The organism is Citrobacter sp. 21OH12SH02A-Citro, assembly GCF_027919895.1.
Taxonomy (GTDB): domain Bacteria; phylum Pseudomonadota; class Gammaproteobacteria; order Enterobacterales; family Enterobacteriaceae; genus Citrobacter; species Citrobacter braakii.
In genome coordinates this window covers 231,200-244,509 of sequence record NZ_CP114801.1, presented here as the reverse complement: position 1 = coordinate 244,509, position 13,310 = coordinate 231,200, and the positions used below count along the sequence as shown (strand labels likewise).

The following is a 13,310-nucleotide window of genomic DNA, read 5'->3' as shown; positions in this document are numbered from 1 at the left end:
TTCGCGGCAGTGACGACTTTTCTGTATACTGTGGCGATACGCTTTATTTTCGCCCGATATTGCGCTGTTTTCGGGCCTACGTTTATAACCTGGAACACGTTTACCCATGCTGAGTTATCGCCACAGTTATCACGCTGGCAACCACGCCGACGTCCTTAAACACACCGTCCAGAGCCTGATCATCGAATCGCTTAAAGAGAAAGAAAAACCGTTTCTCTATCTGGATACCCATGCTGGCGCAGGCCGTTATCAGCTGAGCAGTGAGCATGCCGAACGTACCGGTGAATATCTGGAAGGGATCGCCCGTATCTGGCAGCAGGACGATTTGCCTGCCGAACTGGAACCCTACATTGGCGTGGTGAAGCACTTCAACCGTAGCGGCCAACTGCGCTATTACCCCGGCTCTCCGTTAATTGCTCGCCAGCTGCTGCGAGAACAGGACAGCCTGCAATTAACGGAACTGCACCCGAGCGACTTTCCTTTGCTGCGCGGCGAATTCCAGAAAGATGAGCGCGCACGCGTGGCCAAAGCCGATGGTTATCAGCAGCTAAAAGCAAAATTACCGCCGGTTTCCCGTCGCGGGCTGATCCTTATCGATCCCCCCTACGAAATCAAAAGCGACTATCAGGCGGTGGTGACCGGTATTAACGAAGGCTATAAGCGTTTCGCAACCGGCACCTATGCGCTGTGGTATCCGGTAGTTCTGCGCCAGCAAATCAAACGCATGATCCACGACCTGGAAGACACCGGTATCCGCAAAATTCTGCAGATTGAGCTGGCGGTGCGCCCGGACAGCGATCAGCGCGGCATGACGGCGTCCGGTATGATTGTAATAAACCCGCCGTGGAAGCTGGAGCAGCAGATGAACAGTGTCCTGCCGTGGTTGCACAGCAAACTGGTTCCGGCAGGAACCGGTCATACGTCGGTAAGCTGGATCGTGCCGGAGTAATCGCAGTCATCGGTGGAACCTTTTAATTTCAGGTATACAATCGCGAATATTTTGGCGGATGGCGTAACGCTTCTCCGCCCTACAATGAACATGAAGGAGCGGTCATGACCAAGCACTATGATTACATCGCTATTGGCGGCGGCAGCGGCGGTATTGCCTCCATTAACCGTGCAGCAATGTACGGCCAGAAATGCGCGCTGATTGAAGCCAAAGAGCTAGGCGGCACCTGCGTTAACGTTGGCTGCGTACCGAAAAAAGTGATGTGGCATGCCGCACAGGTCCGCGAAGCAATCCACATGTACGGGCCGGATTACGGTTTCGACACCACCATCAATAAGTTCGATTGGGATAAACTGATCGCCACGCGTACCGCTTATATTGATCGCATTCATACCTCGTACGACAACGTGCTGGGCAAAAATAATGTCGATGTGATTAAAGGCTTTGCCCGCTTTGTCGATGCCAAAACCATTGAAGTGAACGGTGAAACCATTACTGCCGATCATATTTTGATTGCTACCGGTGGTCGCCCGAGCCATCCAAGCATTCCGGGTGTGGAATACGGTATCGACTCCGACGGTTTCTTTGAGCTGCCCGCGCTGCCAAAACGTGTGGCCGTAGTTGGCGCAGGCTACATCGCCGTTGAACTGGCGGGCGTAATTAACGGTCTGGGTGCACAAACGCATCTGTTCGTGCGTAAACACGCGCCGCTGCGCAGCTTCGACCCGATGATCGTCGACACGCTGGTTGAGGTGATGAACGCCGAAGGCCCGACTCTGCATACTCACGCAATTCCAAAAGCGGTCGTTAAAAACGCTGATGGTAGCCTGACCTTGCAACTGGAAGATGGTCGTAGCGAAACGGTAGATTGCCTGATTTGGGCGATCGGTCGTGAACCTGCCACCGACAACTTCAACCTGGCGGTTACTGGCGTGAAAACCAACGAAAAAGGGTACATCATCGTTGATAAATTCCAGAACACCAGCGTGCCGGGTATTTATGCCGTCGGCGATAACACCGGGGCCGTTGAGCTGACGCCGGTTGCCGTTGCCGCGGGCCGTCGTCTGTCCGAGCGTCTGTTTAACAACAAGCCGGACGAGCATCTGGACTACAGCAACATCCCGACCGTGGTCTTCAGCCATCCGCCTATTGGTACCGTGGGCCTGACCGAGCAGCAGGCTCGCGAACAGCACGGCGATGATCAGGTGAAAGTGTATAAATCATCGTTTACCGCGATGTATACCGCTGTCACCACCCACCGTCAGCCGTGCCGCATGAAGCTGGTTTGCGTCGGTCCGGAAGAGAAGATTGTCGGTATTCACGGCATTGGTTTTGGGATGGATGAAATGCTGCAAGGCTTCGCGGTCGCTCTGAAAATGGGTGCAACCAAGAAAGACTTTGATAACACCGTTGCCATTCACCCAACGGCATCTGAAGAGTTCGTGACCATGCGTTAATCGCGCTTCAGGAATGTTAAAGGGCAAAGAGGGGTTAGCTCTTTGCCCTTAGTTACGTTTCCGCTATCAGTTCAGCAGTTGCAGCAGATAGCGGATCAGCTCCAGCAACGCGATTAACGCTCCCAGAACGATGATTGCTTTATCAATCACCCGTTTTCTCCATCAGATGGAGTGAGAATGCATCCGCTTACTCATCCATTGCCTGTCACGGCGCATGTCCCAGTGTTAGATGATGGAACTCTCACTCCGGCCAGAGCATCGGCCAACGGCACCACCCGTACAGCCGATCAGGACTTAGAAAGCGTTTAGCGCGCGTCCGGAATGAAAATGCTTCAGAGCTAACTGGATAAGTATACAGTTGTTTTAATCAAAACAACCAGCGTATTCTTGCAATACTACCGGTAAGGTAATACGATTGAAGCGTTAGATGATGGAACTCTCACTCCGGCCAGAACCACCAACTCGGGCTGAAGCGTAAAAAAACCGACGCGAAGTCGGTTTTTTTACGTCCGAATCTGGACCACAGAGAAATTATTTACCCTGCATATACGGTGTATATACCCCATTAAGGCTTTCGAGGAATGCCACGATATCGTCGATATCTTCCTGAGGCAGTTCTTTACCCACCTGATAACGCAGCATCAGTTTTACCGCGCCGTCGAGCGTAGGCACATCACCGCGATGGAAATAGGGCGCAGTCAGCGCAACGTTACGCAATCCAGGGACTTTCTGACGCAGCTTGTCACGTAATTCATTGGTGACGTTCATGCGGCCAATATCTGCGGCAGTGACCTCGCCGAAATTAAAGTCCTTTTTCAGCCCCAATGGCTCAAATGAACGTCCGCCTAAAATAATACCGCCATGACAGGTCGCGCACTTATTATCTTTAAACAACTGATAGCCATGTTTTTGCTGAGCGGTTAAGGCCGCTTCATCACCACGCAGCCATTTATCAAACGGCGAATTTGGCGTAATCAGCGTTTTCTCAAACTCAGCAATCGCATCGGTAATATTATCCCCACTAAATCCCTGCGGATAAACGGCAATGAACTCTTGCTTAAGTTGCGGATCCTTATCCAGTTTCTGGATAATTTCATCCCAGGATTTAGACGCCATTTCGATAGGGTTCAACGGTGGACCACCGGCCTGCGCCTGCAGTGTTGGCGCACGACCATCCCAGAATTGTTCAACGTTAAAGACCGAGTTAAATACCGTTGGCGCATTGATAGGGCCAACCGCGCCGCCGACACCGATTGACGTTTTCCGGCCATCCACGCCGCCCGCATTCAGGGCGTGACAGTGCGCGCAAGAAATCGTGCTGTCGCCGGAAATACGCGGGTCATGGTAAAGCGTAAAACCAAGCGCTACTTTGCGGGCATCGGTCGGGATACTTTCCGGTATCGGCTGTACAGGTTCATTACGATGCTGCGTGGCAGTATCGTTACTGGCGTAGTACTGCTCACGCTGTTTCGCAATCCAGCCCAGGATCTCTGCTCGCTCCGTATCGCTTACCTTGCCAGCCCAGTGCAGTGCGGTATAACGCGTCGGCGGCATGGTCTCGTACTGCATCACCCACTCAATTTTATTCAGATCGCTTTGCGAAACGGGTTTATCCGCGACCAGCGCCGCACGAACGGCCTCCAGATTGAATGATTTGTATCCCAGTTGAATATCGTAATTCATCAACTGCTTAGCGACGGGAAAAGAAGAATAGAAAGGTAATTCAGCCGAAGGAGTGTGACAATAATCGCATCCTTTTTCACGTAAGAACCCTAGTACTTTATTATTTTCTTCCAGCGTAGAGGCCTGAACATCAGCCTGTTTACTCCGTTGATTATCGTGATACCACACATAACCGGATAATCCAAAATAACAAATCGCGACGCCAGCTATGGCAATCACGGTAAGACGGGTAATGATTTTCATTATTTTACCCTCACCGTTGTGAGTTATTGTGACCCAGAAAATTAGAATAATTAATAGACAGTCTTTGTCAGACCTGACCATCATAGGAAATGAGGGGATTACTATTTTGATAAGTATCAAGCAATTACATGGAGGAGAACTATCGATAGAATAGCCTGTGCCTATTATAGAGTTAAACGTTACCAGGTTGTGTTCACACCTCGTTGCAATCGAATGTTCTGAAAATGGAATATCCTCAGGTTGTGCAGAATTCGGAATTCTGCATTATTTTCATTGGGATAGATTTATTTTTTGGATATTGCGCAGCACTAAAATGTGATCGACCGCACGCTTTACTCACCAGATACCGAAGCGAATGTCTACGCTTAATTGACGAGCGGGCAATAGCCTTAATCTTTCAACGTCCATCGGAGGTCTTTCGCATTATGCTCAACCAGAAACTACCCCACGCCCCTTCTGAAGAAATGACGATCGACATCGATCTGCTTTATGAAATGGATCCGTGCGAGTTAAAGCTGGATGAAATGATTGAGGCGGAGCCTGAACCAGAGATGATTGAAGGGTTACCCGCCTCAGATGCGTTAACTCCCGCCGATCGTTACCTCGAGCTGTTCGAACACGTTCAGTCGTCGAAACTGTTTGCCGATAGCAAAACCTTCCCCGACTGTGCGCCGAAAATGGATCCGCTGGATATTTTGATCCGCTATCGCAAGGTTAAACGCCACCGCGACTTTGATCTGCGACGCTTCGTCGAGAACCACTTCTGGCTCCCGGAAACGCCCTCCAGTGAATATGTTTCTGACCCGGCAAATTCGCTGAAAGAGCATATCGATCAACTGTGGCCAGTGCTGACGCGCGAACCACAGGACCACATTCCCTGGTCCTCGCTGCTGGCGTTACCGCAGTCATATATTGTGCCCGGCGGGCGTTTTAGTGAAACCTACTACTGGGATTCCTACTTCACCATGCTGGGTCTGGCGGAGAGCGGTCGCGAAGATCTGCTGAAATGTATGGCGGATAACTTTGCCTGGATGATTGAAAACTATGGTCATATCCCGAACGGTAACCGTACTTACTACCTGAGTCGCTCGCAGCCGCCGGTCTTTGCGCTGATGGTCGAACTGTTTGAAGAGGATGGCGTACGCGGCGCGCGTCGTTACCTTGATCATCTAAAAATGGAGTACGCGTTCTGGATGGATGGCGCAGATTCCCTGGTACTCAACCAGGCCTACCGTCACGTGATCAGAATGTCGGACGGCTCCCTGCTCAACCGCTATTGGGACGATCGTGATACGCCGCGCGATGAGTCGTGGCTTGAAGACGTCGAGACCGCCAAGCATTCGGGTCGCCCACCCAATGAAGTGTATCGGGATTTGCGCGCGGGCGCGGCCTCCGGCTGGGATTACTCCTCGCGCTGGCTACGCGATGTAGGCCGTCTTGCCAGCATACGCACCACTCAGTTCATCCCTATTGACCTGAACGCGTTCCTCTACAAGCTGGAGAGCACTATCGCCAATATTTCCGCACTGAAAGGCGACAAAGACACTGAAGCGCAGTTTCGCCAGAAAGCCAATGACCGCCGCGATGCGGTGAATCGCTATCTTTGGGACGATGAAAACGGCTGCTATCGCGATTACGACTGGCGGCGCGAACAAATGGCTCTGTTCTCTGCCGCCAGTATTGTGCCGCTGTATGTCGGCATGGCAACGCATGAACAAGCCGACCGACTTGCCAATGCGGTCCGCAGTCGCCTGCTTACCCCCGGAGGGATTTTAGCCACGGAGCATGAAACGGGTGAGCAATGGGATAAACCCAACGGCTGGGCGCCGCTGCAGTGGATGGCGATCCAGGGTTTCAAACTTTACGGCGACGACCATCTCGGGGATGAAATTGCCCGTAACTGGTTGAAAACGGTGAATCTCTTTTATCAGGAACACCACAAGCTTATCGAAAAATACCACATCGCCGACGCCGCGCCGCGCGAAGGCGGCGGCGGGGAATACCCGTTGCAGGACGGCTTTGGCTGGACCAATGGCGTGGTGCGCCGACTCATCGGTCTGTATGGCGAACCCTAGCAGCTGACGGTCTGAATTATCAGACCGTCAGTTAATCGCATCGTACAGTTCGGCGTGAATTTTTTGCCATTTCTTGTTCTCTGGGCTTGGCTGCGCGCGAACGCGTAGCTCGGCCTGTTCAAGGTCATACTGCTGACGCGCGACAACCGCCGGCACCGAGCAAAAACTTTGCAGATAGCTTTTATGCAGCGATGTGAGTGACGCCCCATTCGCCATCGCATGGCTGACCGTGGTCATAAACTGCCGACATGGCTTACTCTCACTCATCTGCGAAGGGTAACGCAGCAGCAGCCTCAACACCTCGGTATTGCCTGCCGAGAATGCCTGCTCCGTCCACGCCAGCTTCCAGTCCATCCCGCCCTGCAGGAAAAGTGACGTCACACGGGTGTCGTTGCGCTCGATAGCCGCGCGCATGTTAAAGGCATCCCAGGTGATACCCATTCGGGTCACCGACTCCCGCGCACCAGGGGCATCACGCCGTGGCTCCTCCTGCACGATTTCAACAGATTGCCCGGAAGACGCTTGTGGCGCTGGCGAAATGAATAACCAGAACGCGCCCAGCGAAATCACCAGCACCATCACACCGACCGCTACCCACAACATGCCTGAAATCAGCTGTTCACGTTCTTCCGCCGTGCGCCTGGCCCGTTTCTCCGGCGGATCGATACTGTCTGCGATTTCCTGTTTATCGCCCCCTGCCTGCTCGTATTTTTGCTTTGCGTTTTCCCAAAACTGGCGAACCGTCGCCTCATCGGACGCCAGATACGACGCAGGATTAATGCGCGTACGCCGTTCTTCAAATGCCCGCTGCACAGGGTGAGTAATCTGTCGGTACTGGCAATCCAGCAACAGCAGTTGTACTGAGGTTAGCGGCTGCTGCGCGATAACGCAGTTACGGGCCAGGCGGCAGTCATCCAGGAACATCCTCAGCGTGATACGTGGCTCAACAAACGACATGAGCACCGAGGTGTCGTTAAAAATCTCGCTAAAATGCCGAACGAATAACTTCTTATCGACAACCATCAGCGCCAGTTCACTAAACATCATGCCGTCCAGCGCATCCCGACTTTCCCCCAGCTTTAACCAGCGACGCAGACGTTCACCGCCAAAGTGCTGTTTCAGGAAGCTGTTGAGCGGATGTTGATCCGGCCATACCCGCGCAATCAGCGATTTGAGGGTTAATTCTATTGCGCGAAGCTGACGCTGCGCCCGCATCTGCGCATCCGGCTCTGCACGTTCAATCTCGGTTGGATACTTCAGGAGGGGCTGTTGCTGGCGTAACTGTTCCAGAGAAGCGACAAAGCGCAGCGCAGAAATCAGCTGGTTTTCACTGACGTCCTGGCCATTTTCATATTGCGGCACGCTCTGCTGAAGATGGCGTAGCCGCAACGTGAACTGACTCAATTGCGCATCATTCATCTGCAACCGCCTGGCGACAACGCCCCAACCTCCCAGATTCAATCGCGCCTGGTCAAGCTGCTCGAGAAACCAGCGTGGATCTTTACCCTCTGCGACGCGCACGCCAAGCATCAGCAAAATTTCTACCGAGGCTTGCCGGATTATCCCCAAACAATGTTCGAATGGTGTACATGTCGCCTGTAACGCGCTATTGGTCATTATCTTCCCTAAAAGGACCCAAAAAGTGCGGCCTCACAATGGTGTGTAGTTATCTTTTTTAAATGCAGCGCTGTGCCGCCACAGACTAAAACACATTCATATAGCAAATAAATATGTTTTACAGTGACTTCCGCACAATCATTGAAAATTATTCTGGAGATAAGCCTGTGCCTGTACTGAAAACCTCGCGTTTGATCTGCCGCCCGCTCACACATGACGACTGGGCGTTTTTCTTAACGCTACAGCAGAACGCAGATGTGATGCGCTTTGTCGCTGACTCGCGTACCGAAGAGGAGATACGGACAGTCTTTGACTCCCGCTTGCCTGAATGGTCTCCCGGCAGTCCACACTGGCTGTGCCTGGTCCTGTGCGATAAGGCATCGGGCGTACCGCTTGGGGTAACCGGATATATTCAGGATAGAAATGAATGTGCCGAGGTCGGCTTTCTGCTCACTCCCGAGGCGCAGGGCAAAGGTTATGGCGCTGAATCCCTGCATGCCGTTTGCGATTATGCGTTTACCGCCGGAGGACTACGCCGACTGACGGCCTGCGTCACCGCAGGAAACGATGCCTCACGGCGTCTACTGGAAAAGGTCGGGTTCATTCTCGAAGGCACGCTGCGAGAAAGCTACTGGCTACATCAAACCTGGCATGATGACTGGATTTTCGGCCTGTTAAAAAATGAATATCAGCCGCCCAAGCCATCAGGCGTTTTGCTGTAAAAAATGGCTGGATGGCGGCTGGCGTAACGGGGTGTGTTTCTTAAAATAGGTCTTTTTGTACAGAGATTATTATGCCGCTGCATTCGACGCATTTCACGCCCGCCTGTATCGCATTTATTAAGCAATGGCAGGGCCTGTCGCTAGAAAAGTATCAGGACAAAAAGGGGATCTGGGTCATTGGCTACGGGCACGAAATCACCGCAGATGAATCCTTTGATGCCCCAATTATGCTGATGCAGGCCGAAACATTGCTGCTCGCGGATATAAATATCTGCGAGGCATTCATCCATAAGGAAATGCCGCAAATACAAGATCGGTTTCAACAGGAAGCGTTAATTGCATGGATGCTCAGCGTGGGGATTAGCCAGTTTTGCAGTGCTGAATTCTGGCCGGGGGCTATTTCACAGCCAGAAACAGTCTGACTGTGAAATATTTTCCCATTATAGGGTGTCGTTTAGCATCATTGCCGCCTGCGTACGGTTTTTTACCTCCAGGCGCTGATACAGCGATTCAAGATGGGCTTTTACCGTTCCGGTGCTGATATTTAATAATCGACCAATTTGTTTATTAGATTCTCCGGCGGCCAGCATCGTCAGAATCTCCCGCTGACGCGCGCTGAGCAATCTGATATTTTGCCCGCCACATTCGGTCGCTGTGATGCAATCTCTGGGGATAAACATCATACCTATCGCGACGCTATTGAGTGCCAGCGTGAAGGTTTCCGCATCAGAATCGCGCGGAACAATGGCCAGCACGTTTAATTGCGTGACTTCCTGTAGCCATTTTTTACGGCAGTCCGTTGCGGTTACCAGCACTTTTACCTTCGCAAAGCGCTCTGCTATCTGTTGCAGCAAGCTACGGCAGAACTCAGCGTCAAAATCTCCATCCAGCATTACCAGTGCATCAGGATTGTCTTCCAGCGTCCGCCAAAGATCATCTGCCTGACTGACACCCTGAACATTCACTCCTGGAATACGCTCTTGCAAAATTACATTCATTCCATGAATAAATATTGACTGCCTGTCAAACATTATTAACTGCATTATTTATCTCCGTCTGAATAAGATATTAGCCTTAACACGCGGAAGGGTATTATCCGAGGGGCAAAATATGAAGTCACCATTTGGCGGAGGCCATTTTACCGATAGACGGAGAAGAAAGAAGCAGACGTTATAAATAATTACAGCTGAAACCAAAGAATCACACAAAGGATCAAAATCGGGGTCAAATATTCAGAAAATCCTTAATATTTGATGTTCAAACCTGGATTACTAATATTAATAATTCGGAGTTTATATTCTTAGCTAAAAATAAGAAACTCACGATAACAGACAAATATGTTACAAAACAAAATATCGCATTAAATGATCATTCGGGCATGAGAATGGGAAGGTGATCATGGTTTCTGATGCAACAAATCCACTCCCGAAGAAGAATGAACTCTTCAGAACGTTTATCCCCCCTCTCTTTCAGCACCGCTGATCGCAGTATCAGATTCCAAATAATACCGGCAAACGCCACCAGCTATATTTTGATTTCTGATGGCGCGCCAGTTTTCTATTGCTCAAAAGGCTAAGTTAGAGGCGGTCAATTACAGGAACATCCCGCCAGAGACTTCGATACGCTGTGCCGTCATCCAGGCCAGTTCATCGCTGAGCAACGCAGCAATGGCGTCGCCAATATCGTCCGGTAACCCAACACGCCCCAGCGCCGTCTGCGATGCAATATAGGCATTCAATTGCGCATTATCCCGCACGTTTCCGCCGCTAAAATCCGTCTCGATTGCCCCAGGCGCAATAATATTCGCCGTAATGCCGCGCTCTCCCAGCTCTTTCGCCTGATAACGGGTTAACACCTCCATCGCCCCTTTCATGGCAGCGTAAGCGCTGTAACCCGGTAGCGCAAAGCGCGACAATCCGGTCGAGACATTAAGAATGCGTCCGCCGTTGTTGATCAGCGCCAGCAGGTTCTGTGTCAGGAAAAAAGGTCCTTTAAAATGGATGTCCAAAAGCTGGTCAAATTGCGCTTCAGTGAACGCCGGATACGGTGCGTTAATGCCAACTCCGGCATTGTTCAATAAATAATCAAAGGTGTCGCTTTGCCAGTGTGTTTGTAGGGTTTCCTGCACCTGTTTGACAAACTGAGGGAAAGTGGAAATATTTCCGACGTTCAACGGTAATGCTGCAGCTTTACCGCCAGATTGGCGAATTTCATCCACAACTTGCTGCGCTTCTTTTTCATTGCTGTTCCACGTCAGGATGACACCAATGCCTTTACTCGCCAGCTTTAGCGCCGCGTTTTTACCGAGTCCACGGCCGCCGCCGGTCACCAATGCGATACGTTGCGTCATAAGAAACCTCATTTCAGGTGTTGTGAAGATTGAGACAAAGCTTATTAGGTGGTAGAAAAACAATAAATACAGCTTACTGCGCATTACTGTTTCATTTAGAACAACAATAGGGCATGAGAATGGATAAAATTCACGCAATGCAGTTGTTCATCCGCGTCGCAGAACTGGAGAGCTTTTCGCGCGCGGCAGACACCCTCGGACTTCCTAAAGGTAGCGTATCGCGCCAGATCCAGGCCCTGGAAAATCATCTGGGCACACAGTTGTTGCACCGCACAACCCGCCGCGTTCAGCTCACGCAAGACGGCATGATCTATTACGAACGAGCGAAAGATTTGTTGAGCAATCTCGATGAACTGGATGGGCTATTCCATCATGACCCGGCCAGCATCAGCGGCAAGCTGCGCGTCGATATGCCGGTTGGTGTGGCGAGAAATCTGGTGATGCCCCGTTTACCGGCCTTCTTGCATCAGTATCCGGGGCTTGAGCTCGAACTTAGCAGCAGCGACCGCCTGGTGGACTTGATCCGCGAAGGCTTCGACTGTGTGGTACGCGTGGGAACGCTGAAAGATTCAGGGCTGATTGCGCGCCCGCTGGGAAAACTCACGCAGATTAACTGCGCCAGCCCGCAATACCTCGCCCGATTTGGTTATCCGGAAAGCCTGGAGGATTTAGCCTCGCATGCGGTGGTGCACTACTCAGTCAATTTGGGAACACGTGCGCAAGGCTTTGAAGTGGCGACAGACAACGGTGCTAAATGGGTTAAAACCGGCGGCATGCTGACGGTGAACAGTACCGAAACGTATCATGCGGCATGTCTTGCCGGTCTGGGCATTATTCAGGTACCGCGCGTGGGCGTGCGTGATGCCCTGCGCGCCGGTACGCTGATTGAAGTATTGCCGCAATATCGCGCCGAACCATTACCGGTTTCATTGCTCTATCCGCATCGCCGTAACCTCTCCCGCCGCGTACATCTGTTTATGGAATGGCTGACCGGCGTGATGAAAGACTATGTGGACTGACAAGCTATACTGTCCTGAGAATGAACAGAACAAGGATTACTGCCCTGATGACGCAGGAAAAAGAGATTAAACGCCCCATTCAGGAACTTGAGCACGCACCAATCCCAAAAATTGAGACCCTGGAGCGTAAGAATACAGAAACCAACGGTAAGACCAACCAGGCGCTGAAAACCGCCCTGACCTTCGCCGATAAAATTCAACGCCAGCCCATGATTGCCCATCTGATTCGCGCCGCGGAGAGATTTAACGATCGTATGGGAAATCAGTTTGGCGCCGCCATTACCTACTTCTCGTTTCTGTCGATGATCCCTATCCTGATGGTGTCGTTTGCCGCCGCGGGTTTTATTCTCGCTTCGCACCCTACGCTGTTGCAGGATATCTTCAGCAAAATCCTGCTCAACGTCAGCGATCCGACACTCGCCTCCACGCTGAAAAACACCATCAATACCGCCGTTCAGCAACGAACCACCGTCGGTCTGGTGGGTCTTGCCATCGCGCTCTATTCCGGAATTAACTGGATGGGAAACCTGCGCGAAGCTATTCGTGCCCAGTCGCGGGATGTCTGGGAGCGGACCCCACAGGATCAGGAAAAAATTTGGGTCAAATATCTGCGTGATTTTGTCTCATTGATTGGCTTACTGATTGCGCTGATTGTTACGCTGTCCATTACCTCCATCGCCGGTTCCGCCCAGCAGATGATTATCTCTGCGCTGTATCTCGACGGCATCGAATGGCTGAAGCCCGCCTGGCGGCTGATCGGCCTGACCATCTCTATTTTCGCCAACTACTTGCTATTCTTCTGGATTTTCTGGCGGCTACCACGTCACCGACCGCGCAAAAAAGCGCTCATTCGCGGCACGTTTATCGCGGCACTGGGGTTTGAAGTCATCAAAATGATCATGACATACACGCTGCCATCACTGGTGCAATCGCCGTCAGGCGCGGCGTTTGGTTCCGTACTTGGCTTGATGGCGTTCTTCTACTTCTTCGCCCGTCTGACTCTGTTTTGCGCTGCCTGGATTGCCACAGCAGAATACAAAGACGACCCGCGTATGCCGGGGAAAACCCACCGCTAATCTTTGTTAACTGCCGGATAACGCTGCGCTTATCCGGCCAACCCAATGCTTACGTCGAAATTCTGCGCATTATCAGAATTAAAATCCAGCCCGTAACTTTTGTTTAACCAAAAACCAGT

At 51.6% G+C, this 13,310-nt stretch carries 12 protein-coding genes; 7 read left to right on the top strand and 5 right to left on the bottom strand.

What is annotated here, in order from left to right:
• The first annotated feature begins 106 nt into the window (after positions 1-106).
• Positions 107-949, top strand: a complete 843-nt coding sequence (locus O6D90_RS01155) for a 23S rRNA (adenine(2030)-N(6))-methyltransferase RlmJ (protein ID WP_016154881.1) — start codon at positions 107-109, stop codon at positions 947-949.
• A 104-nt stretch (positions 950-1,053) separates the two neighbouring features.
• Complete coding sequence (gene gorA / locus O6D90_RS01150; RefSeq protein ID WP_016157699.1) at positions 1,054-2,406, top strand: glutathione-disulfide reductase; 1,353 nt, start codon at positions 1,054-1,056, stop codon at positions 2,404-2,406.
• Between the two features lie 66 nt (positions 2,407-2,472).
• Here gorA and dinQ read toward each other — a convergent pair whose 3' ends face one another.
• A complete protein-coding gene (gene dinQ / locus O6D90_RS01145) occupies positions 2,473-2,556 on the bottom strand; it encodes a damage-inducible type I toxin DinQ (protein ID WP_003837776.1) in 84 nt (27 codons plus the stop codon).
• Positions 2,557-2,937: 381 nt separating this feature from the next.
• A complete protein-coding gene (locus tag O6D90_RS01140) occupies positions 2,938-4,332 on the bottom strand; it encodes a cytochrome-c peroxidase (RefSeq protein WP_016157700.1) in 1,395 nt (464 codons plus the stop codon).
• A gap of 425 nt (positions 4,333-4,757) precedes the next feature.
• Here O6D90_RS01140 and O6D90_RS01135 point away from each other — a divergent pair, with 425 nt between their 5' ends.
• The gene (locus tag O6D90_RS01135; RefSeq protein WP_016157701.1) at positions 4,758-6,407 is read left to right on the top strand and encodes an alpha,alpha-trehalase; all 1,650 of its coding nucleotides are present in this window, start codon (positions 4,758-4,760) and stop codon (positions 6,405-6,407) included.
• Between the two features lie 27 nt (positions 6,408-6,434).
• Here the strand turns inward: O6D90_RS01135 and O6D90_RS01130 are convergent, their stop codons facing one another.
• A complete protein-coding gene (locus O6D90_RS01130; protein WP_016157702.1) occupies positions 6,435-8,024 on the bottom strand; it encodes an STY4199 family HEPN domain-containing protein in 1,590 nt (529 codons plus the stop codon).
• A 167-nt stretch (positions 8,025-8,191) separates the two neighbouring features.
• Between O6D90_RS01130 and O6D90_RS01125 the strand changes: the two genes are divergently transcribed.
• Both O6D90_RS01125 and O6D90_RS01120 read left to right on the top strand, forming a co-directional pair.
• A complete protein-coding gene (locus tag O6D90_RS01125) occupies positions 8,192-8,746 on the top strand; it encodes a GNAT family N-acetyltransferase (protein WP_016157703.1) in 555 nt (184 codons plus the stop codon).
• Between the two features lie 71 nt (positions 8,747-8,817).
• On the top strand, positions 8,818-9,168 hold the full coding sequence (locus O6D90_RS01120; protein ID WP_016157704.1) for a glycoside hydrolase family protein: 351 nt from the start codon (positions 8,818-8,820) through the stop codon (positions 9,166-9,168).
• An 18-nt stretch (positions 9,169-9,186) separates the two neighbouring features.
• Here the strand turns inward: O6D90_RS01120 and O6D90_RS01115 are convergent, their stop codons facing one another.
• Positions 9,187-9,789, bottom strand: a complete 603-nt coding sequence (locus O6D90_RS01115) for a helix-turn-helix transcriptional regulator (protein WP_016154889.1) — start codon at positions 9,787-9,789, stop codon at positions 9,187-9,189.
• Between the two features lie 548 nt (positions 9,790-10,337).
• Positions 10,338-11,096, bottom strand: coding sequence for an SDR family NAD(P)-dependent oxidoreductase (locus O6D90_RS01110; RefSeq protein WP_016157705.1), 759 nt, complete (start codon positions 11,094-11,096; stop codon positions 10,338-10,340).
• Positions 11,097-11,215: 119 nt separating this feature from the next.
• On the opposite strand from O6D90_RS01110, the gene O6D90_RS01105 reads away from it, so the two are divergent.
• Entirely contained in the window at positions 11,216-12,115 is a 900-nt protein-coding gene (locus O6D90_RS01105; protein WP_016157706.1) for a LysR family transcriptional regulator, read from the top strand.
• Positions 12,116-12,162: 47 nt separating this feature from the next.
• Positions 12,163-13,191, top strand: a complete 1,029-nt coding sequence (gene yhjD, locus O6D90_RS01100) for an inner membrane protein YhjD (RefSeq protein ID WP_016154892.1) — start codon at positions 12,163-12,165, stop codon at positions 13,189-13,191.
• Positions 13,192-13,310: the final 119 nt, after the last annotated feature.

Bases quoted from the DNA above. Each gene is read 5' to 3' on its own strand.
- O6D90_RS01155 (WP_016154881.1), top strand. From the start codon at position 107: ATGCTGAGTTATCGCCACAGTTATCACGCTGGCAACCACGCCGACGTC.
- gorA (WP_016157699.1), top strand. From the start codon at position 1,054: ATGACCAAGCACTATGATTACATCGCTATTGGCGGCGGCAGCGGCGGT.
- O6D90_RS01140 (WP_016157700.1), bottom strand. From the start codon at position 4,332: ATGAAAATCATTACCCGTCTTACCGTGATTGCCATAGCTGGCGTCGCG.
- O6D90_RS01135 (WP_016157701.1), top strand. From the start codon at position 4,758: ATGCTCAACCAGAAACTACCCCACGCCCCTTCTGAAGAAATGACGATC.
- O6D90_RS01130 (WP_016157702.1), bottom strand. From the start codon at position 8,024: ATGACCAATAGCGCGTTACAGGCGACATGTACACCATTCGAACATTGT.
- O6D90_RS01120 (WP_016157704.1), top strand. From the start codon at position 8,818: ATGCCGCTGCATTCGACGCATTTCACGCCCGCCTGTATCGCATTTATT.
- O6D90_RS01115 (WP_016154889.1), bottom strand. From the start codon at position 9,789: ATGCAGTTAATAATGTTTGACAGGCAGTCAATATTTATTCATGGAATG.
- O6D90_RS01110 (WP_016157705.1), bottom strand. From the start codon at position 11,096: ATGACGCAACGTATCGCATTGGTGACCGGCGGCGGCCGTGGACTCGGT.
- O6D90_RS01105 (WP_016157706.1), top strand. From the start codon at position 11,216: ATGGATAAAATTCACGCAATGCAGTTGTTCATCCGCGTCGCAGAACTG.
- yhjD (WP_016154892.1), top strand. From the start codon at position 12,163: ATGACGCAGGAAAAAGAGATTAAACGCCCCATTCAGGAACTTGAGCAC.